Origin of the sequence: Amycolatopsis sp. 3B14 (assembly GCF_050958625.1) — a bacterium.
GTDB lineage: Bacteria > Actinomycetota > Actinomycetes > Mycobacteriales > Pseudonocardiaceae > Amycolatopsis_E > Amycolatopsis_E thermoflava.
In genome coordinates this window covers 143,008-161,743 of the sequence record NZ_JBHZEN010000006.1, presented here as the reverse complement: position 1 = coordinate 161,743, position 18,736 = coordinate 143,008, and the positions used below count along the sequence as shown (strand labels likewise).

Sequence of the window (18,736 nt, the reverse complement as noted above, 5' to 3'; positions counted from 1 at the left end):
CTGCTCCCACCTCTCCTCTCCGGCGGCGTGTTGCCCGCAGAACGCTAACAGCCGGGTATTTCGGAAATGTTAGTTCCGACCCCGGTTCGCGCGAGGCCTGCTGTGCGGAAGATTTCTTCGACGGAGGAGTGGCCGGCGAGTTGGGATGATATTGCCTCAGCCGACTCCCGGCAATCGGGTACGGAAAAAGAGGTTCCGACCGAAACCGGCTGTGACCTGCGGAAATCCGGCAAGCGAAGTGGCCGGAATTTGCCTTTCCGGTAGCATTCGACATCCGGTTGGAGCGGTTTGTGACGTGCCGTTAACAGTGGTGCCACATGCGCGACACGAGCGGCGGCAGTATTGGGCCACGCCGCGACTTCCGCCGTCGCGGTGACAACCGAAAGGATCCGCATTGCGCGCACCGCATTTGCGTCGCACTGTCACTGCCACCGCGGTCGGCATCGCGGCGATGTTCCTGCTGCCACCGGCCGCGTGGGCGCACGTCTCCGTCTCGCCGGACACCGCCGAACCCGGCGAGCGGGCCACCGTCGCCTTCAGCGTGCCCAACGAACGCGACGACGCCACCACCGTCCGCCTCGAGGTCCGCTTCCCCGAGGACAAGCCCCTGGCCTCGGTCACCCCGCAGACCGTGCCGGGCTGGAGCGTGTCCGTCACCACGACCGAACTCCCGCAACCGATCGCCACCGAGCACGGCACCATCAGCGAAGCGGTCACCGCGATCGTCTGGGAGGGCGGGCAGATCCCCGTCGGCACCTACCAGGACTTCCCGGTCAGCATCGCCTCGCCGCCCGCGGGAACGCTGGTCATGAAGACCCTGCAGACCTACTCCGACGGGCAGGTCGTGCGGTGGATCGACGTGCCGCAGGCCGGGCAGGCGGAGCCGGAGCACCCGGCGCCGGCGCTGTCCGTGGCGCCACCGCCCGCGCCGGAGTCCACTTCGGACACCACCGCGCGGGTGCTCGGCGGGGCGGGCCTGGCCGCCGGACTGGTCGCGCTCGGCTGGGCCGCCGTGCGCCGCAAGCCCGCGCCGGTCCCCGCGGTCGGTGAGCGTGAAAAGGCCCGGCTGTAGGGGCCGCGGCATGAGCAGGGACGGGAACACGCCCCGGTGGGCGGCGCGCCTGGTCGTCGTGCTCGGCGCGCTCGTGGCCGCGGCGCTCGGCGGGGCGGGCCAGGCGTCCGCGCACGCGGTGCTGATCGGCACCACGCCGGGCGGTTTCGAGGTGCTGGCGACCGCGCCACGGGAAGTGACGTTGCAGTTCAACGAGCCGGTCGAGGCGGCCGAGGTGACCGTGATCGGCCCGGGTGGCGGGGCCGTGGGCGGGGTGTCCGCGCCGGCGCACCCGCCGGGGAAGGCGGACGTCGTGGCCGTGACGCTGCCGTCCGGCCTCGCCGAGGGCACCTACACGGTCAGCTACCGCGTGGTGTCCGCCGACGCCCACCCGGTGCCGGGCGCCTTCGCGTTCAGCATCGGCTCGGTCACCGGCGGCGTGGCGGCGAACGCGGGCGAGCAGACCGCGGACGGCGTGGTGTCGGCGCTGTACGCGGTGGCGCGGTGGCTCGGCTACGCCGGGGTGGCCCTGTTGCTGGGCACCGCGTTCTTCGTCGCCGCGTGCTGGCCGGGCGGCGAGGCGATGCCCGCGGTGCGGCGGATGCTGTGGACCGGGTGGGGCACGTTGCTGGGCGCGACGGTGCTGGCGTTCGTGTCCTACGGGCCGTACTCGGCCGCCGGGACGGCCGCCGATCTGCTCGATCCACAGGGCCTGGGCGCGACACTGGGCAGCCGCATGGGGCTGCTGCTGGTCGTGCGCGCCGCGTTGCTGGGACTGATCGCCGCGGTGCTCGTCCACGTGTTCCGGCGGACGTCGTTCGCCGAGTACCAGGCCCGCGACCACCGGCGGCGGGCCGCGCTGGTGCTGACCGCCGGGGGCGCGCTCGCGATCACCTGGAGCCTGACCAACCACAGCGTCACCGGCGCTCAGGTCGCGCTCTCGCTGCCGGTCGACGCGATCCACCTGGTGGCGATGGCGGTGTGGCTCGGCGGCCTGCCCGTCCTGCTCGGCGTGCTCCTGCGCTCGGGTGACGTGTTCGGCATGCGGATCGCGATCCCGCGGTTCTCCCGCACCGCGCTGGTCTGCGTCGCCGTGCTGGTGGTGACCGGCACCTACCAGGCGTGGCGCGAGGTGGGCAGCCTGACGGCGCTGTTCGCCACCAGCTACGGCGCGGTGCTGCTGGCGAAGGTCGGGCTCGTGGTGGTGCTCGTGCTCCTGGGTGCGCTGGCCCGGCAGTGGGTCCGCAGGCACTACACCCACGCGCCGGTGGTGTCCAAGAAGCGCAAGACCTACCGCGGTCCGGAGGAGCGCGAGGTCAGCCGGTTCCGGCGGATGATCGCGACCGAGGCCGTGCTGGCCGCCGTGGTGCTCGGGGTGACGGCTTTCCTGGTGAGCGCCGAACCTGCCACCGCCGAGCTGGCCCGGGAGCGGGCGGAGGCGGAGATCCCGGCGCGGACCGGTCCGGTGAACGTGGTCCTGCCGTTCGACGCCGGCGGTGGACCGGCGGGCGCCGGCCAGTTGGCGGCGCTGGTGACCCCGGGAGCGGTGGGACGCAACGAGATCCACCTCGCGGTGCTGGACGCGCAGCGGCGGCCGAAGCAGGTGGCCGAGCTGACCGCGTCGCTGAGCCTGCCGTCGAAGTCGGTCGGCCCGCTGCCGGTCGCGTTGCAGTTCATCGGCGGCGACCACGCCATCGCGGTGAACGTGCCGGTCACCATGCCCGGGATGTGGGAGCTGGCCGTCACCGTGCGAACGTCCGAAGTGGACCAGGCTGTCGTGCGGATCCCGGTGGGGGCGCGCTGATGACCACGGACGCGCGGAGGTTGTCGGCACCGGAACTGGAACGGCTGCGCCGCCGCGCGGTGGCCGCCGTGACGGCCGGCCTGTCGCAGGGCCGGGTCGCGACGATGCTCGGGGTCAGCCGCAAGACGGTGGGCGTCTGGGTCCGGGCGTACCAGGCGACCGGCGAGCAGGCGTTCCCGCCGCAGCGCCGGGGCCGTCGGGTGGGCGAGTGCCTTGCCCTGTCCGGCGAGCAGCAGGACCGGATCGTCGCGGTGGTCGCCGCCGGTCTGCCCGACGCGGCCGGCCTGCCGCACCTGCTGTGGACACGCCGGGCGGTGACCGAGCTGGTCGAGCGCGAGTTCGACATCCGGATCAGCCCGGCGACGGCGGACCGCTACCTGACCCGCTGGGGGCTGACCGGACCGCGGGAGTACGTCGGCGACGGCCTGGCGGTGCGCTGGACCGCGCCGCGCGGGCTGCACGCGCTGGTCGCGGTGACGCACCGCGGGCTGGTGTTCTTCCGCGCCGGGCGGCTGCCGTTCGACGTGGCGCAACTGGTGGATTTCCGCAACCGGCTGCGCATGCAGCTCGCCCGTGAAGTCACCGCGGTCGTCACGGAATGGCCTGCGGCGCAACGGCAACTGCTGGAGAGGTGGTGCTCGGCGGACCGGAACGTGATCGCCGGGCTGTCCATCGGCTGAACCGCTCGAACCCGAGCCCCCGTGGCACTCGCCGCGGGGGCTTGTTCGTGTGCCCGCGATTCCTTGTTTCGGAACGGTGAACATGTCCGGTGCGCGAAAAATCTTCGAGGTGATTTCCGCGGATTCGGCCGCTCGACCGGGTGATGGCCGGGGCAAAATCGTTCCGGGAGGCGGGGGAAAACGGCTGTTCAGCGTCGCGCTGTGGATCCGGAAACATTTGCGAAAAGGGCGCGCGCGGGCGTTTTCGGGCTGCTGGTCAGGACCGGTTCCGCCATGCCACGATGGTCCCGCAATCAAGGTTTCCACATTGGACGGCGAAATTCCTGAGAGAAGGCCAAGAATGCGATTCCGACGTCATCTCGCGGCAGGCGCGCTGACGGTGGGCTGCCTCGGTGGCATGACCGTGGGCGCGGCCGAGGCGGGTGCCGAGGAACCGGTCGCCGCCCCCGGCTGCACGGCGCTGGCGCCGGACGCCCCCGTTCTGATCCCCGGCGACGACATCACCGACGGGCTCGGGTCCATCCCGCTCCTCGGGCCGGTCCTGCAGCCGGTCACCGAGACCGTGACCACGGTGGTGGATTCGGCGTGCGGCCTCCTCGTGCCGACGGTCCAGCCGGAAGCGCCGGTCCCGGGGGAGCAGCAGCCACCCGCCTCGCCGTCCACCACGCCGCCGTCCTCCTCGCCGAGCGCGAACAGTGTCGGGACGCCGTCCGGCGGTCGCCTGACGGCCCAGGAGAGCAGCGGTGGCGGCGCCACCGCGCGCTTCGGGTTCGCCGACCCCCTGCCGTTCGGGCCCGCGCTCAACTTCGGCGCACCGGGCGCGCCACCGCAGGCCGTGGCCGCCGGGAAAACCGATGTGGTGAGCACGCAGCGGCCGACGGGCACGGCGGAAGCGTTGCCGGTGACCCGGGACGAATTGTCCCAGCCGGTTCTGCTGGCGACTCTCGCCCTCACGCTGGTGAGCGCGCAATTGGTACGCACCTGGGTTCGGCGGATGCGCGGGGAAGTATTCAACGTGGCCACCGGCCCGGCAAATACCTGAACCACGCCTGCTCTGGTTTTCCGTCCGAACGGGTTCGGACGGCTGTGGAGAGAAAGGAAGCACATGCCCGAAAACGCTCCCCCGGGAGCCGGGAAGAGGCGGTCCCGCCGCCTCAAAACGGTGATCCCGTTGGCGGCAGTCGCGCTGGGCGCGACGACGGTGGCCGCGGTGCCGGCCGCCGCGCTGCCAGTGGGTGTCGGCCCCGTGCCGATCACCTTCACGTTGAACGACAGCAACGGCAACTGGTTCGACTCGGGCCTGGAGCTGTTCGGCGGCAAGTCGCTGGCCGTGGCGGAGCTGCCGCGCCTCGGCACCTCCGCGCTGGACGGCAACATCATCCCGAGCCTGCCGGACGGCACGCTCGGCCTGCCGAACCTGCCGCTGGGCCAGCTCGACACGGCCCAGTCCAACGGGCTGCTGAACCTGGACCTGGTCGATTCGCTGACCGGCCTGGTCTCCAGCGACCCGGCGAAGGCGATGCCGTCCCTCGGGCAGCTCGGCGGCCTGACCGACCTGCTGAACCTGGACAGCACGCTGTCCGCGGTGAAGAACATCGCCGCCACCGAGCCGCGCGCGGCGACGTCGGCGGCGAAGGCCGAGGGCCTGCTCAGCCAGTTCCAGGCCGAGGTCGCGAGCCTGCCCGCGGACCAGCCGATCAGCCTGGACAGCCTCCCGGTCGGCCTCGACCTGCAGAAGGCACTGGACGACCTGGCGACGTTCGCGGTGAAGGGCCCGGCCATCACGGCCAACTTCACCATCGGCAGCCCGAAGAACCAGTCGCTGCACGACATCACGTCGCTGATCTGGCCGGAGGGGGCGCCCTTCTTCGAGCAGATGGGCGCGTTCGCCGGCTCGGACTCCACGCAGCTGACCGAGCCCGGCCTGTACGCGTGGACCTGCACGATCCACCCGTACATGCTGGGTGCGACGGTGGTCGACGACCCGCTCACGATCGGCCTGGACTTCGGCAAGAAGCTGAAGGTCAACTCCCGTGACCTGACGGTTCCGTCCAACGCGGACGTCATCCAGCAGCTGGTGCGCATCTTCTTCACCGCGACGGTGCCGGACAACTGGCAGACCTACAGCACCACCGAGTCGTCGCAGTGGAACCCGGTGTTCCCGCCCGCGCCGATCCTGCAGTACGACGCCCAGGGCAACCCGGTGCTCGTGCCGATCCTGGACGCCTACTACGACAAGAAGTTCGGGTACCCCAAGACCCTGGACAAGCTGACCCCGCCGCAGACCCCTGGCGTGGGTGAGGTCTGGATCGACACCCAGATGGAGGAGTACGCGGGCAAGGACTACGTCGGCGCCGCCACGAAGGTCAACGTGGAGAACTGGACGGTCGACCGCAAGATCTCCGGTTCGAGCATCAACATGAACAACCCGCACAACATGTGGACGGACAAGAACTACAAGTACCTGTACCAGACCGAGTGGTTCGACGACGAGCTCTCCGTCTTCGACCGGTCCACGGGTCAGCACGTCCGCACGATCGAAGTCGGTCCGGACCCGTCACACGTCATGACCCGCACCGACACCGACCAGGTCCAGGTCGCCATCAACGGTGGCACGGACGTCGTCGAACTCTCGCCGGGTGCGGAGAAGATCGAACGCCGCATCCCCGTGGGTCCACCGGGTGACTTCCCGCAGCACCCGCACGCGTTCTGGCTCAGCTCGGACGGCAAGACCACGGTCACGCCGAACGTGAACCCGTACGACGCGTCCGTTGTGGACAACGAGACGGGCACGTGGCGGAAGGAGCCGACCGGCGAACTGCCGATCGCCTCCAGCATGATGTCCGACCAGTCGAAGTTCTACATGGCCGACTTCCTCGGCGGGAGCATCTCGTGCGTCTCCCTCGCCGAAGACGCCTGCGTCAAGGACGGCAAGAAGGTCCACAACGCGAGCATCGACCTGTGGGACAACTACAACCCGGTCACCGGGCGGAACGGCACCAAGCCGTGGGGTGGTCTCACCATCCAGCTCCCGGTGAGCCCGGACGACAAGGGCATGCTGGCCGCCAACACCTTCAGCGCCACCGTCTCGGTCATCGACCCGAAGACCGACAAGGTGGTCAAGGAGCTGCCCTGCAACGCGGGCTGCCACGGCATCAACTTCGGTGCCAAGAAGGGTGGCGGGTACTACGCCTACGTGTCGAACAAGTTCTCGAACGCCGCTCAGGTCATCGACATCGACCCGAACATGGACGGGAACATCGCCGACGCCGCCGTCGTCGGTCAGCTGGTGCTGGCCCCGACCGCGGACACGAAGTCGGACGGCACGCTGACCGGACAGCCCGGCATGGGTGGTCAGGGCGTGCTGCCCATCCCGCTGGTCTACAACGGCTGGTCGCAGCAGGTTCCCGCAGGCTGGCGGGAGAAGCTGACCCCCGAGCAGCTGAACCCGATCGGCTGAGCTGGTTCCGCAGCAGCTCAGCCTGATCGATCCACCCACCCCGTGAGGGAAACCGTGGTCCGGAGCGGCCAGCCCGCTCCGGACCACGGCCGTTCAGGAGACCGCCATGCCCGCATCCCCCAGGTCCTTCGCGCGTGCCGCGGCCGCGCTGCTCCTCGCCTCGTGCGCGCTGCTTGGCCTGGCCGCCCCGGCCGCCGCGCAGGTGTCGATCGTGCCCGGCTCGGTCAAGGGCGGCAGCACCGAGACCTTCGCCTTCCGCCTCGCCAACCAGCGCACCGACACCCAGAGCAACCGGCTCGAAATCGTGTTCCCGCAGAGTCCCCCGATCGCCTTCGCCGAGGTCAAGCCCGCCCGCGGCTGGACCGCCAAGATCAACCCGCGCCCGCTCGACCCGCCGCAGCAGTCCGGCGACCGCTTGATCAGCCAGGTCGTCGGCTCGATCGTGCTGGAGGGCGGCGAGGTCGGCCCCGGCCAGTTCGAGCAGTTCCTCGTCACCCTCGGCCCGCTGCCCGAGCAGGGCGACCTGGTGCTCGAAACCGTCCAGGGCTACACCAGCGGCGCCACCGACCGGTTCTCCGCCGCGGCCGGAAATGCGCCGGTGATCGTCGTCAGTCCCAACGCCGCCCAGGGCGCCCCGCCGCCCGCGGTGATCGAAGCGAACCGGGCCGACCAGGCCGTCGCGGCCGCCGAGCAGCAGGCCGAAGAGCAGGCGAACAGCGGCGGCATCACCCCGTTCGCCTTTCTGTGGGGCGTGCTCGGGCTCGCGTTCCTGGTGGTGGCCCTGGTCGGGCTCCGCACCCACCTGCTGCACCGCCGCGCGCCGGATCCCGAGCCGAAGCCCGAGCCGGAGAAGGTGAGCAACGGATGACGACGCTGGAGAGACCGCCTGCCGTCACCCGGAACCGCCGCGCGGCACGGCTGCTCCCGTTCCTGCTGCTCATCGCCGCCTGCTGGACCTCGTTGCTGACGCTGTCCTCGCCGGTGTCGCCGGAGCCGCCCGTGCTGGTGTCGTCGGCGCCCGGCAACGGCCAGGTCACTCGGCCCGACGACATCGTCCTGACCTTCGACCGGCCGGTGCCCGCCGGCCTCTCGACGATCCGGATGACCGACCCGTACAAGCGTCCGGTCGACCCGGGTCGTCCGGTGCATGCCGACGGCCGGGACAACACGCTCTCCGTGCCGGTGCCGAAGCAGAAGTACGCGGGCACGTACACGATCGCCTGGAGCGTGCCGGTGACCGGGCAGGACGCGGCCACCGGGACGTTCACCTTCGACCTCGCCTCACGCAGCCCCGTGCAGGCCCCGCCCGCGCTGGACGCCCGGCCCGGTCTGGTGGTGACGGTCGCGTATGCGGTCGCGCAGTTCCTCGCGTTCGCCGCGCTCGCGTTGCTCGCCGGGTTGGTGTTGTTCGTCGCCGTGGTGTGGCCCGCGGGCGCCGAGTCCACTGTGGTCCGTCGCATGGCGGCCTGGGCGTGGGGCGGACTGCTCGGCGGGACCGTCCTGTCGCTGCTGACTTTCGGGCCGTACGCGGCGAAGCTGCCGCTGACCGGCATCCTCGACGGCCGCCTCGTCTCCGGGGTGCTGGAGTCCGCGACCGGTCACGTCTACCTCGCGCGGCTGCTCGTCGTCGCGGTGGCCGGCATCGGGATCGCGCAGTTCCTGACCATGGCGCCGGCGGAGTCGGCGCGAGAGCGGCGGCTGCGTGGCGGCACGGTGCTCGCCTGCACCGCCGCGGTCGTGGCGACGTGGAGCTTCACCGGGCCCGGCTCGGTCGTGGCCGGCGTCGTGCACCTCACCGCGCTGGCCGTGCTCGCCGGGGTGCTGGTGGTGCTGCGCCGGTTCCCCGGTGCGGCGGGGCGGCCGAAGGCGCTGGTCGTGGTGTGCGCCGCGCTGCTCGCGGTGACCGCGGGCGCGCAGGTGTGGCAGCACCTCGGGAGCCTCGCGGGCTGGCTGTGGGCCGGGTTCGCGGTGCTCGTGCTGCTGCTGGGCCTGCTCGCACTGGCCGGACGGCTGACGCTGGTGCAGACCGGGCTCGCGGTCACGCTCGTCGGCGTGAGCACGGCGTTGTCCGTGGTGCCTGCCGGTCCCGCGCCCGCGCCGCAGGCCCCGCTGGTGCGGCTCGCGTTGTCCACCGGCGCGCTCGACCTCGCGGTCGTCCCGGCGCGGGTGGGGGACAACCAGGTGCACGTCACGGTCCTCGACGCGAAGCCGGGCACGGCGATCACCGCCGAACTCGCCCCGCCCTCCGGCGCGCCGGTCCCGGTGCCGTTCGCGGCCGCCGAGGCGGGGCGCCTGGTCGGTTCGGTGACCGTGCCGTCGGCCGGGCCGTGGGAGCTGGCCCTCACCGCGCGGACGCCGGACGGGCAGCAGGAAGTCATCTACGGCGTCATCGAGGTCCGATGAGCACGACGACCGAGACCCGCCCGCCGGGAAAGCGGAAGAAGCAGCCCGCGCGCGGGATGACCGGCCTGCGGGTGATCGCCCGCCGGGTCCACTTCATGGCGGGCATCGTCGTCTCGCCGTTCCTCGTGGTGCTGAGCCTGACCGGGCTGGTGTACGTGTTCAGCCCGCAGATCCACGACAACCTGTACCACTCGCAGCTGTACGTCAACGAGGTCGGCGCGACGCCGAAACCGGTGTCGGAACAGGTCCGCGCGGCGATGACCGCGCACCCGGAAGCCGCGCTGCGGCAGGTGATCACGTCACCGGCGCCGGACCGCACCACGCGGGTGGTGCTGTCCGTGCCCGGGTTGACCGGCGGCGACGACGGGCAGGCGCGCACCGTGTTCGTCGACCCGTACACCGGTTACATCAACGGGGAGCTGACGACGGCAGGCAACCGGATGCCGGCCAACACGTGGTTGCGGGACCTGCACAGCAACCTGCACCTCGGCGAGCCGGGGCGGTGGTACGCGGAACTGTGCGCGAGCTGGCTGCCGGTGATCGTCCTCGGTGGACTGGTGCTGTGGCTCGCGCAGTCGCGGCGGCGCAGGCGCACCCGTGACCTGTTCGTCCCGCCCCGCAAGGCGAAGGGCGGCTGGCTGCGGCTGCGCGGACTGCACGGTCCGCTCGGGTTGTGGCTGTCGGCGGGCCTGGTGGTGATCGCGGTCAGCGGACTGCTCATCTCCCAGTTCACCGGCGGCCGCGACAGCCAGGAGAACGACCCGATGCGCCTGCGCGCGCCCACGCTGGCGGCCGCGCCGGTGGTCGTGCCGGAGGGCGTCGAACCGATCGGCGTCGACCGGGTGCTGGAGATCGCCAAGTCCCAGGGGCTGCACGGGGAGCTGCTGGTGACGGCGCCGGCGCGGGCGGGCGCGGTCTACACCGTGATGGAGCGCGCGGCCGGCATCCCCCTGCAGCGCGACAACATCAGCATTGACCCGTTCACCGGCGAGGTGACCGAGCACATCGGCTGGGACGACTACTCGTTCCTGGCGAAGCTGACGTCGGTCGCGGCGGAGTTCCACACCGGGACGCTGTTCGGGCTGGCCAACCAGATCGTGCTGACGGTGCTGGTGACCGGCCTGCTGGTCCTCATCGGACTCGGCTACCGGATGTGGTGGGTGCGCAGCCCGTACCGGGGGAAGTGGAAGGCCCTGCCGACGGCGGCCTGGAAGCAGCTGTCGCTGCCGATGGCGGCGCTGGGGTTCCTCGCGATCGTCGCGCTCACCTGGGTGCTCCCGGTGTTCGGGGCGAGCCTGCTGGTGTTCCTGGCGGTGGACGCGGGGATTTCCGCGCTGCAGCGCCGGAAGAAGCCGGTGCCGCGGGCCACGTAGCGGCTATGGTGGTCCGATGAGTTCGGTCAGGCAGGTTCAGATCACCTTCGACTGTGCGGAACCCGAGCGCGTCGCCCGGTTCTGGTGCGAGGTGCTCGGGTACGTCGTGCCACCGCCGCCGGAGGGGTTCGGCTCGTGGGCGGACTACGACCGCTCGCTGCCGCCGGAGCAGCGGGGAGCGGCGTTCGCCTGCGTCGACCCAACGGGCGCCGGGCCGCGGCTGTTCTTCCAGCGGGTGCCGGAAGGCAAGGTCGTCAAGAACCGGGTGCACCTCGACGTCCGGGCCGGCACCGGTCTCGCCGGCGCAGAGCGGCTCGCCACGCTCCAGGCCGAGCGCGCACGGCTGGAAGCCCTCGGGGCGACGTGCGTACAGGTGCTGGAGGCCGACGAGTTCAACGAGTCCTGCATCGTCATGCAGGACATCGAAGGCAACGAATTCTGCCTGGATTAGGACATTCTCGGGCGCGGCTTGCGTGGCGGTGCGGGTAGCGGAGCCGGTTGCTCGGGTGGTGAGGCGGCTCCGCCGCTTGGAAAACAGAACTAGCCGCCGCGGCGGTGGTGCGTCCCGGGCGTGTGACCGTACTCGCGGCGGAAGACGTCGATGAACGCGCTCGCCGAGGACCAGCCGCAGCGATGGGCCACCGTCGTCACCGGGACGTCCTCGGCCAGCAGTCGTAGCGCGTGGTAGAGCCGCAACTGCGTCCGCCACGCGGTGAAGGACATCCCCAGCTCGGCGGCGAACAGGCGGCTCAGGGTACGTTCGCTCGCCCCGGTCGCGGCGCCCAGCTGCGCCAGCGTGCGCGGGTCGGCACAGTCGGCCTGCAGCAGTTCGCACACCGCCACCAGCCGCGGGTCCGACGGCGTCGGCAGCTGCACCGGCTCCCGCGGCGCCGCCCGCAGCTGGTCCACCAGTACCGCCCGCAACCGGCGCTGCTCGGGCGAACTCCCGCCTGGGGCGGCGGTCGCGGCCAGGATCAGCTCACGCAGCAGCGGGCTCACGGCGAGGACGGCCGGCTCCTCCAGCCCGAGCGGGTTCGGAGCCGCGGGCAGGCCGAGCAGGTGCAGGTCGGTCCGGCCGTGCGCGAGGTGGGCGTGCACGCAGCCGGCGGGCACCCAGATCGCCCTGGTGCCGGGCGCGAACCAGGTCCCCGCGTCCGTGGTGACCGCGAGGACACCGGAACCGGCATAGACCACCTGGTGTTCGTCGTGGCGGTGCGCGTCGATGCGCTCGCCCGCGGCCAGGACCTGGGTCCTGGTCGGCGCGTGCGGCAGGTGGCGGGTTTTCGACATCACCTGGCAGATTAACGGAAGCGTGCCAGCGTCCGCCACGGCGACGATGGGCAGGTGCGAACGATCCCCCTGCTCGCGGTCGGACACGCGTGCGTCGACGTCTACCAGGGCGCGGTGGCCGCGCTCGTGCCGTTCTTCGTCGCCGAGCGGGCCTACACCTACGCCGCCGTGTCCGGCGTCGTGCTTGCCGCGTCCCTGTTGTCCTCGGTGGTGCAACCGCTGTTCGGCGCGCTCGCCGACCGGTGGTCCATGCCGTGGCTGCTCCCGGTCAGCGCGCTCACCAGCGGGCTCGGCGTCGCGTTCGCCGGCGTCGGCTCGTACGCGCTGACCGTGGCGGCCGTCGCGGTCTCCGGGATCGGCGTCGCCGCCTACCACCCCGAAGCCGCCCGCGTGGCCCGGCTCGCGAGCCGTGGCAGCCACACCGCGATGGGCTGGTTCTCGCTCGGCGGCAACGTCGGTTTCGCGACCGCGCCACTGCTCGTCGCGGCCGTCGTCGCGACCGGCGGGCTCGCGTTCTCGCCGTTGCTGGCGCTGCCCGCCGCCGTGGGCGCGCTGCTGTGCGCGATGGCGCTCCGCCGGATCTCCGGCACCGCCGCGCCCACGCGGGAGGGCGCCGGCCGGAACGACTGGGCCTCCTTCGCGAAGCTGTCCGGCGCGATCGTCTGCCGCTCCATCGTCTTCATCGGACTGAGCACGTTCGTCTCGCTGTACGCGCAGCAGCGCACCGGCGGCGGGAGCCTCGCGGGCACCGTCGCGTTGTTCGTGCTCTACGTCGGCGGCGCGGTGGGCACGGTGGCGGGCGGCCAGCTGGCCGCCCGGTTCGGCCGGATCCCCGTCGTGCGGTGGTCCTACGCGCTCACCACGCTGTCCGTGGCCGGGGTGGTGTTCGTGCCCGGCCCGCTGCTCTACCTGTTCGTCGCGGGCACGTCCGCCGGCCTGTACGTGCCGTTCTCGCTGCACGTCACGCTCGGCCAGGACTACCTGCCGAGCCGGGTGGGCACCGCGAGTGGCATCACGCTCGGGCTGACGGTCAGCATCGGCGGGCTCGCGAGCCCGGTCCTCGGCGCGCTGGCGGACGCCACCTCGCTGCGGACCGCGCTCGCGCCGCTGATCGCGCTGCCCGCGCTCGGCCTGCTCCTGCTGTCCACAGTGGACGAGCCGGTCAGAGGCTGAAGCGCACCGAGATGCGCCCGGAGTGCCGCCGCGGCCAGGCCTGCAGCATCTCGTAGTGCTGCAGCGGCCACCGGCACACCACGACGTTCAGCGGCCGCCCGAGCTGGCGCATCAGCCGGTGCAGGAAGTCCTCCGCGTGCGGGGTGTCGAACGGGCCAAGCCCGGCCCGGAAGTGAACCACCCCCCGGTTGGACATCGCGATCAGCACGTTGACGTCGCCGAAGTAGTTGCGGAACCCGGACATCAGGTTCTGCCGCGACACGGCGCGGCGGTCGGCGGGCGCGTGCGGCCGCGTCCACGCCACCCACAGCACCTCCGCCTCCGGGATCCACTCCTCGGCGGTCGCCGGGGCGCCGCGCGGCCTGGGCACCGTCGCGGTGACGCGGCTGCGCATCATCTCCTGCAGGTACGGCTCGTCGATCAGGCCCCACCGCACCAGGTAGTGCCCGACGGTCGCCGGGCTCAGCAGGATCCGGAACTCGCGGTTGACGAGTTCCACCACGGCGGGGCGGCTCCACAGCCGGTGCCGGAGACCGTACTGGTCGGGCGTCCCGCTGATGATCGTCTTGATGGTCCACGCCTGTTGCGCCGGCGAGAGCGCGAGCTGCTCACCGGGGCGGCGGCCACGGGTCTTGGGGCGGAAGGCGTCCTCGCCCTCGCGCCGGTAGGCGAGCACCCAGGCGCCGACGGTCTTGCGGGACACGCCGAACAGGCGCGCCACCTCCGACCGGGACACCCCGGCCTCGACGGCGGCCACCGCACGGCGGCGCAGGGCCTCCAGCGCGTCGGGGGACAGGCTGCGGGCGTCACGTGTCGTCATGGTGTGCCCCTGCGGGTGGCCACGGGCACCACGTGCGCGGCAAATGCGGTGCGCGCATCGTCTCCCTTTCTGCAATTCGATGCCCGGGATGGCGGAAGGATCACGGGCACAACGGACATTACGACGCCGGGTGTGTCGGCCGGATGGCCTCATCGTTAAGTGCCGATCACAAGAGGTGCCGGAAATTTTTCCGGGAAAGTGATGGCCTTGCGCGGGTGAGGCATATGGGTGCCACCCGGTCGTCCCGCGCCCAGCGGCGGTCGCGAGTGGACTGGCAGGTATTTGCCTCACCAGGGCCGGAGTGGTGGCGGGCCGGTCCGGTTCGGGTCCGCGTGCCCGTTCGGTCCCCGCCGTCGGGAACGGGCCCGCAGCCTGCGCGAATGCGTCCGGCGGAAATGTTTCCCGGACGTGAACGCGTATTTCCGGAAATGCTTCCCGGGCCGATCGGCGAGGCTGGTCAGCCTGCCGACGCGCGTGCCAGGATGACGCTCCCCAGGTTTCCACATCCGTCCGGATCGAACCTGAGAAGCGTCCAAGAAAGCGAGCACGATGAGGGACACGGCCACGCGGATCGCCCGGCGGACGTGGTGGCTGCCGTGGCTGATCGGCGCCGCCGTCGTCCCCGTTGGCGCGGCCACCGCGTTGCAGGCGCTGAGCACCGGTCAGCCGCTCAGCCGCACGTCCTTCGAGCTGCCGCGCAGCGCGCACCGGGTCGTCTACGAGGTCACCGGTTCCGGTTCCGCGCCGGAGATCCGGTACGTCACCGACGGCGTCAACCGCACCGAGACGCTGCGCGACGTGCCCCTGCCGTGGCGGCTGGAGCTGGACCTCGAAGTCGGCCCCGCGCTCGGCGTGGCCCAGGTGACGGCGGCCAGCCCGGTCGGCTGCTCCGTTTCTGTGGACGGCGTCGTCGTGCACACCGCGGACGCCCCGGACGGCTGGACCTCCGTCTCCTGTTCCTCGGTGATCCGGCCGTGAGGGCCCGTGCCGCGATCGTGGCCGGCGCGCTGGCGTTCGGTCTGCTGGCCGCACCCGCCGCGCGGGCCGAGGCGCGGGTTCTGGACAGCTGCGTCGCCACCGTCACCGAAGGCGACGAGCTCGCGCTGAGCCCGCTCGCGGTGCTCGACCCGGTGGTGTCCGTGCTGACTCCGCTGGACCCGTTGAACGTCCTGGTTCCCGCGTTCGAGACGGCCTGGCGCGCGACCCCGCCGATCGTGCTGCCCGCGGCCGGCCCGGCCGGGATCGCCGGGGATGTCATCGCCGACGCCGTGCTCGCGCGGCTCACCGGCATCTCGGTGGTCGGCCCGGTGCTCGACGCGCTCGTCGGCCCGGTGCACGGCCTGCTGGCCGGAACCTGCCGCATCACCGCGGTGCCGGCCGAAGCGCCGCGCGTCGACCCGCCGCCTGCGCCGCCACCGCCATCACCGCCACCACCGCCCACGCTCACCCCGCCGGAGTTCTCGCTGCCCGCGGGCGGCCCGGCCGGGGGAGGGGCGCCGCCCGGGCCGTCGCCGTACCAGGGCGACGGCCCGGCCGGCCCGCCCGCCGCGGCCCCCGCCCCCGGGTTGCACTACGACGTGCAGAGCACCGTCCCACAGGCGCAGTTCGACACGGTGGCGCTGGGACGATCCCGCGCGGGAACGACGGCCGCGGCGCTGCCCGCGGACGACCCGCGGCCGTGGGAGAGCCCGGCGATCCTCGCCGCGCTGCTCATCGCGCTCGTGGGAATCCAGCTCGGCCGGACCTGGATTTTGCGCCGAACGGACGAATAGACTCCTCCCGGTGCGGGAGGCGAAGGGGATCCAGCGGGCGTTCCGCCCGCCCGCTGGATCCCAGGGGCCCTGTCCGCATTACAGGGCAACCCCCATGCTAATCCGTGGTACCCAAGAATTGCCTGAGAAAACCCCGCGCCGTGCCGTCCCCGTCCACATCGGACAGCGGAGGTCAGGCGCCGAGCGCCTCGCGCACCTCGCGCACGACGGTGTCCAGGTCTGCCTCGGAGAGCGCGGGGTGCACCGGCAGCGACAGGACCTCCTCGGTGACCTTCAACGCGACCGGGAAGTCCTGCCGGGACACCGCCGGGATCTGCGGGTGCTCGCGGAAGCGGTCGTGGTCGAACACCAGCTTCGGGTGGTGCACCTCGGTTTCGACCCCACGCTGGGCCAGTTCGGCGACCAGTTCGTCGCGGGCGAGCATCGCGTGCGGGCCGATCAGCACGCTGTACCGGTGCCACGCGTGCTCGCGGCCGGGCAGTTCGGCGGGCACCGTGAGCCCGGGCGTGCCGGCCAGGCCGACGGACAGCTGCCGCGCGTTGCGCCGCCGCGCCGCGAGCAGCTCGTCCAGCCGGTCCAGCTGCGGGACGCCGACGGCGGCGTGCAGCTCGGACATGCGGTGGTCGCGCAGCAGGCGCAGGCGATCGGCCAGCGCGGCGTCGTCCGTGGTGACCACCCCGCCCTCACCGGTGGTCACGATCTTGTTGGCGGACAACGAAAAGCAGCCGACGCCGAACGACCCGGCCGCCCGCCCGGCGAAGGTCGCGCCGAGCGCCTGGGCCGCGTCCTCCACCAGGCGCAGCCCGTGTTCCTCGGCCAGCGGGGCGAGCTTGCCCAGGTCGGCGGCCTGGCCGTGGGGGTGGACCGGGAGGATCACGCGGGTCTCCGGCGTGATCTCGGCCGCGACCGCGTCCGGGTCGACCGCGAAGTCGTCGCGGGTGATGTCGGCGAAGCGGACGGTCGCGCCGGTCCGGAGGATCGCGGCGAGTGTCGCGGCGGAGGTGAACGGCGACGTGATCACCTCGTCGCCGGGGCCCAGCCCGAGGGCCTCCAGCGCGGCGGCGACGGCGGCGGTCCCGCTGCTCACGGCGACCGCGTGGGCGGTGCCGGCGGCGCGGGCGAAGGCGTCCTCGAAGCGGGCGACCACCGGGCCCTGGGTGAGCGTTCCCGACCGCAGCACCTCCACCACGAGGGATTCGGCATCGCGGACGTCGACCGCGGTGACGGGGATCATCGGCTCGGCGTTTCCTTTACTGTGTTCGGCTCAGGCGTCCGTAAGACTGTACGAATGGATCCCGCGTGGTAAACCGCATCCACCCGACTGGTGCAGGTCCGGCCCGACCGGAAGGCGTGCTCCGGTGACCCTGCTGGCTCCCGGCGCCCGGATCGTCGACGCCGAAACCGGCGCCGTCCTCGACGGCCCGGCGCTGATCACCGAGGTCGAACGGCGGGCCGACGAGCTCGCGGCCCTGCCGGACGGCGTGTTGTTCGCCCGCACCGGCGTCGACCTGAGCGGGGTGCTCACCTACGTCGCGGCGGTGCAGGCCGGGCGCGCGGTGGCGCTGTTCGACCCGGCGCTCGACGTCCCGGTGCTCGCCCGCCTGATGGAGCGGTTCCGCCCGTCGGCAGTGCTCGACGCGCCCGCCGCCGAGCCGCCGGCCGGGTACCGGGCCGCCGGCGGGAAGTGGCTGCGCCTGGACCCGGACGGGGTGCGTCCGCACGGCGACCTCGCCGTGTTGCTGCCGACCAGCGGCTCGACCGGCAACCCGAAGCTGGTGCGGTTGTCCCGCAAGGCGATCCTGACCAACGCGCACGCGATCGCCGACGTGCTGGGTATCGACGAGCGCGAGGTCGCGCCGACCACGCTGCCGCTGCACTACGCGTACGGCCTGTCGGTGCTCAACTCGCACCTGGTCAGCGGCGCGACGGTGGTGGTCGAGCGGGAGGGCATCCTCGGCCGCGGGTTCTGGGACACGGTGGCCGCGCACGAGTGCACGTCGGTCGCCGGGGTGCCCTACCACTACGAGATGTTGCGGCGGTTGCGGTTCGACCCGGCCGCGAACCCGGGCGTGCACACGCTCACCCAGGCCGGCGGCCGGATGCGACCGGAGCTGATCGCCGAGTTCGACACGTTGATGCGGTCGGCGGGCGGGCGGATGTTCGTGATGTACGGCCAGACCGAGGCGGCGCCGCGCATGGCGATCATGCCGTCGGAGCGGCTGGCGGAGAAGATCGGCTCGGTGGGGCCCGCGCTGCCCGGCGGGCAGTTCGCGATCCGCCGCCCGGACGGCGGCGACACCACCCACCCCAAGATCACCGGCGAGATCGTCTACCGCGGGCCGAACGTGATGATGGGCTACGCCTCGAGCGCGGAGGAGCTGGCGCTGGGCGACGAATGCGGCGGCGTGCTGCCCACCGGCGACCTCGGGTACCTCGACGAGGAGGGTTTCCTGTTCGTCACCGGGCGGCTCAAGCGGATCGGCAAGGTCTTCGGCAACCGGATCAGCCTGGACGACCTGGAGGCCGCGACGCGCGCGACGGGCCTGGGGATCGACATCGTGGCCGCCGTCGCGGCCGACGACAAGGTGGTGCTCTTCGCGGAGGGCGCCGAGGCCGACACCTGCAAGGCGGCGTCACACGCGCTCTCCGACCGGCTGCACCTGCACGCATCGGGCTTCGACGTCCGCCCGATCGACACGATCCCGCTGCTGGCCAGCGGCAAGATCGACTACCAGGCGCTGGAAGACCAGGTCTGACCCGCGCGGGGCGGGCAGCCGACCCTCGACCTGCGCCCGCTTGCCCCGCCTCCCGCCGCCTGGCCCCGCTGCGGCGGGGGCTCGCCTGCCTCAACTACCCCGGGCCTGCGCCGATGCGGCTTCGGCCGGCCTGGCCCGATCCGTGCGCGGGCCG

The 18,736-nt window shown here is 72.3% G+C and carries 16 protein-coding genes; 13 read left to right on the top strand and 3 right to left on the bottom strand.

Annotated elements, in window-relative coordinates; translation table 11 throughout:
• The first annotated feature begins 394 nt into the window (after window positions 1-394).
• The 9 genes from ACCP09_RS04500 (at window position 395) to ACCP09_RS04460 (ending at window position 11,222) form a co-directional block, all read left to right on the top strand.
• Window positions 395-1,072, top strand: a complete 678-nt coding sequence (locus ACCP09_RS04500) for a YcnI family copper-binding membrane protein (protein WP_433743332.1) — start codon at window positions 395-397, stop codon at window positions 1,070-1,072.
• A 10-nt stretch (window positions 1,073-1,082) separates the two neighbouring features.
• On the top strand, window positions 1,083-2,855 hold the full coding sequence (locus ACCP09_RS04495) for a CopD family protein (protein ID WP_433743330.1): 1,773 nt from the start codon (window positions 1,083-1,085) through the stop codon (window positions 2,853-2,855).
• Window positions 2,855-3,535, top strand: coding sequence for a helix-turn-helix domain-containing protein (locus tag ACCP09_RS04490; RefSeq protein ID WP_433743328.1), 681 nt, complete (start codon window positions 2,855-2,857; stop codon window positions 3,533-3,535). Before ACCP09_RS04495 ends, ACCP09_RS04490 begins: the two co-directional genes overlap by 1 nt.
• Window positions 3,536-3,875: 340 nt before the next feature.
• A complete protein-coding gene (locus ACCP09_RS04485; protein ID WP_433743326.1) occupies window positions 3,876-4,577 on the top strand; it encodes a hypothetical protein in 702 nt (233 codons plus the stop codon).
• Between the two features lie 120 nt (window positions 4,578-4,697).
• On the top strand, window positions 4,698-6,995 hold the full coding sequence (locus ACCP09_RS04480) for a copper oxidase (RefSeq protein WP_378334529.1): 2,298 nt from the start codon (window positions 4,698-4,700) through the stop codon (window positions 6,993-6,995).
• A gap of 106 nt (window positions 6,996-7,101) precedes the next feature.
• A complete protein-coding gene (locus ACCP09_RS04475; RefSeq protein WP_433743324.1) occupies window positions 7,102-7,863 on the top strand; it encodes a DUF1775 domain-containing protein in 762 nt (253 codons plus the stop codon).
• The gene (locus tag ACCP09_RS04470; RefSeq protein ID WP_433743322.1) at window positions 7,860-9,398 is read left to right on the top strand and encodes a copper resistance CopC family protein; all 1,539 of its coding nucleotides are present in this window, start codon (window positions 7,860-7,862) and stop codon (window positions 9,396-9,398) included. The genes ACCP09_RS04475 and ACCP09_RS04470 overlap by 4 nt, the downstream gene beginning before the upstream one ends.
• Window positions 9,395-10,771: a PepSY-associated TM helix domain-containing protein gene (locus ACCP09_RS04465; protein WP_433743320.1), complete on the top strand. Its 1,377-nt coding sequence runs from the start codon at window positions 9,395-9,397 to the stop codon at window positions 10,769-10,771. Before ACCP09_RS04470 ends, ACCP09_RS04465 begins: the two co-directional genes overlap by 4 nt.
• Before the next feature lie 16 nt (window positions 10,772-10,787).
• Window positions 10,788-11,222, top strand: coding sequence for a VOC family protein (locus tag ACCP09_RS04460; RefSeq protein ID WP_027933006.1), 435 nt, complete (start codon window positions 10,788-10,790; stop codon window positions 11,220-11,222).
• Between the two features lie 89 nt (window positions 11,223-11,311).
• On the opposite strand, the gene ACCP09_RS04455 is transcribed toward ACCP09_RS04460, so the two are convergent.
• Window positions 11,312-12,061 carry an AraC family transcriptional regulator gene (locus ACCP09_RS04455; RefSeq protein ID WP_378334533.1) on the bottom strand — a complete coding sequence of 250 codons (750 nt, stop codon included), beginning with the start codon at window positions 12,059-12,061 and terminating at the stop codon, window positions 11,312-11,314.
• Window positions 12,062-12,115: 54 nt separating this feature from the next.
• On the opposite strand from ACCP09_RS04455, the gene ACCP09_RS04450 reads away from it, so the two are divergent.
• Window positions 12,116-13,234 carry an MFS transporter gene (locus tag ACCP09_RS04450; protein ID WP_378334534.1) on the top strand — a complete coding sequence of 373 codons (1,119 nt, stop codon included), beginning with the start codon at window positions 12,116-12,118 and terminating at the stop codon, window positions 13,232-13,234.
• On the opposite strand, the gene ACCP09_RS04445 is transcribed toward ACCP09_RS04450, so the two are convergent.
• Entirely contained in the window at window positions 13,224-14,054 is an 831-nt protein-coding gene (locus ACCP09_RS04445) for a helix-turn-helix domain-containing protein (RefSeq protein WP_208722372.1), read from the bottom strand. The two genes, ACCP09_RS04450 and ACCP09_RS04445, sit on opposite strands and share 11 nt — an antisense overlap.
• 549 nt (window positions 14,055-14,603) lie before the next feature.
• Here ACCP09_RS04445 and ACCP09_RS04440 point away from each other — a divergent pair.
• On the top strand, window positions 14,604-15,032 hold the full coding sequence (locus ACCP09_RS04440; RefSeq protein ID WP_027933003.1) for an MmpS family transport accessory protein: 429 nt from the start codon (window positions 14,604-14,606) through the stop codon (window positions 15,030-15,032).
• Window positions 15,029-15,826 carry a hypothetical protein gene (locus tag ACCP09_RS04435; protein ID WP_433743316.1) on the top strand — a complete coding sequence of 266 codons (798 nt, stop codon included), beginning with the start codon at window positions 15,029-15,031 and terminating at the stop codon, window positions 15,824-15,826. Before ACCP09_RS04440 ends, ACCP09_RS04435 begins: the two co-directional genes overlap by 4 nt.
• 172 nt (window positions 15,827-15,998) lie before the next feature.
• On the opposite strand, the gene ACCP09_RS04430 is transcribed toward ACCP09_RS04435, so the two are convergent.
• A complete protein-coding gene (locus ACCP09_RS04430) occupies window positions 15,999-17,060 on the bottom strand; it encodes a DegT/DnrJ/EryC1/StrS family aminotransferase (RefSeq protein WP_433743314.1) in 1,062 nt (353 codons plus the stop codon).
• Between the two features lie 124 nt (window positions 17,061-17,184).
• Here ACCP09_RS04430 and ACCP09_RS04425 point away from each other — a divergent pair, with 124 nt between their 5' ends.
• On the top strand, window positions 17,185-18,582 hold the full coding sequence (locus ACCP09_RS04425; protein ID WP_433743312.1) for an AMP-binding protein: 1,398 nt from the start codon (window positions 17,185-17,187) through the stop codon (window positions 18,580-18,582).
• Window positions 18,583-18,736: the final 154 nt, after the last annotated feature.

What these genes read in the sequence shown, in the direction of transcription:
- ACCP09_RS04495 (WP_433743330.1), top strand. Translation starts at nt 1,083, where the DNA reads ATGAGCAGGGACGGGAACACGCCCCGGTGGGCGGCGCGCCTGGTCGTC.
- ACCP09_RS04440 (WP_027933003.1), top strand. Translation starts at nt 14,604, where the DNA reads ATGAGGGACACGGCCACGCGGATCGCCCGGCGGACGTGGTGGCTGCCG.
- ACCP09_RS04430 (WP_433743314.1), bottom strand. Translation starts at nt 17,060, where the DNA reads ATGATCCCCGTCACCGCGGTCGACGTCCGCGATGCCGAATCCCTCGTG.
- ACCP09_RS04485 (WP_433743326.1), top strand. Translation starts at nt 3,876, where the DNA reads ATGCGATTCCGACGTCATCTCGCGGCAGGCGCGCTGACGGTGGGCTGC.
- ACCP09_RS04465 (WP_433743320.1), top strand. Translation starts at nt 9,395, where the DNA reads ATGAGCACGACGACCGAGACCCGCCCGCCGGGAAAGCGGAAGAAGCAG.
- ACCP09_RS04490 (WP_433743328.1), top strand. Translation starts at nt 2,855, where the DNA reads ATGACCACGGACGCGCGGAGGTTGTCGGCACCGGAACTGGAACGGCTG.
- ACCP09_RS04475 (WP_433743324.1), top strand. Translation starts at nt 7,102, where the DNA reads ATGCCCGCATCCCCCAGGTCCTTCGCGCGTGCCGCGGCCGCGCTGCTC.
- ACCP09_RS04470 (WP_433743322.1), top strand. Translation starts at nt 7,860, where the DNA reads ATGACGACGCTGGAGAGACCGCCTGCCGTCACCCGGAACCGCCGCGCG.
- ACCP09_RS04455 (WP_378334533.1), bottom strand. Translation starts at nt 12,061, where the DNA reads ATGTCGAAAACCCGCCACCTGCCGCACGCGCCGACCAGGACCCAGGTC.
- ACCP09_RS04460 (WP_027933006.1), top strand. Translation starts at nt 10,788, where the DNA reads ATGAGTTCGGTCAGGCAGGTTCAGATCACCTTCGACTGTGCGGAACCC.
- ACCP09_RS04445 (WP_208722372.1), bottom strand. Translation starts at nt 14,054, where the DNA reads ATGACGACACGTGACGCCCGCAGCCTGTCCCCCGACGCGCTGGAGGCC.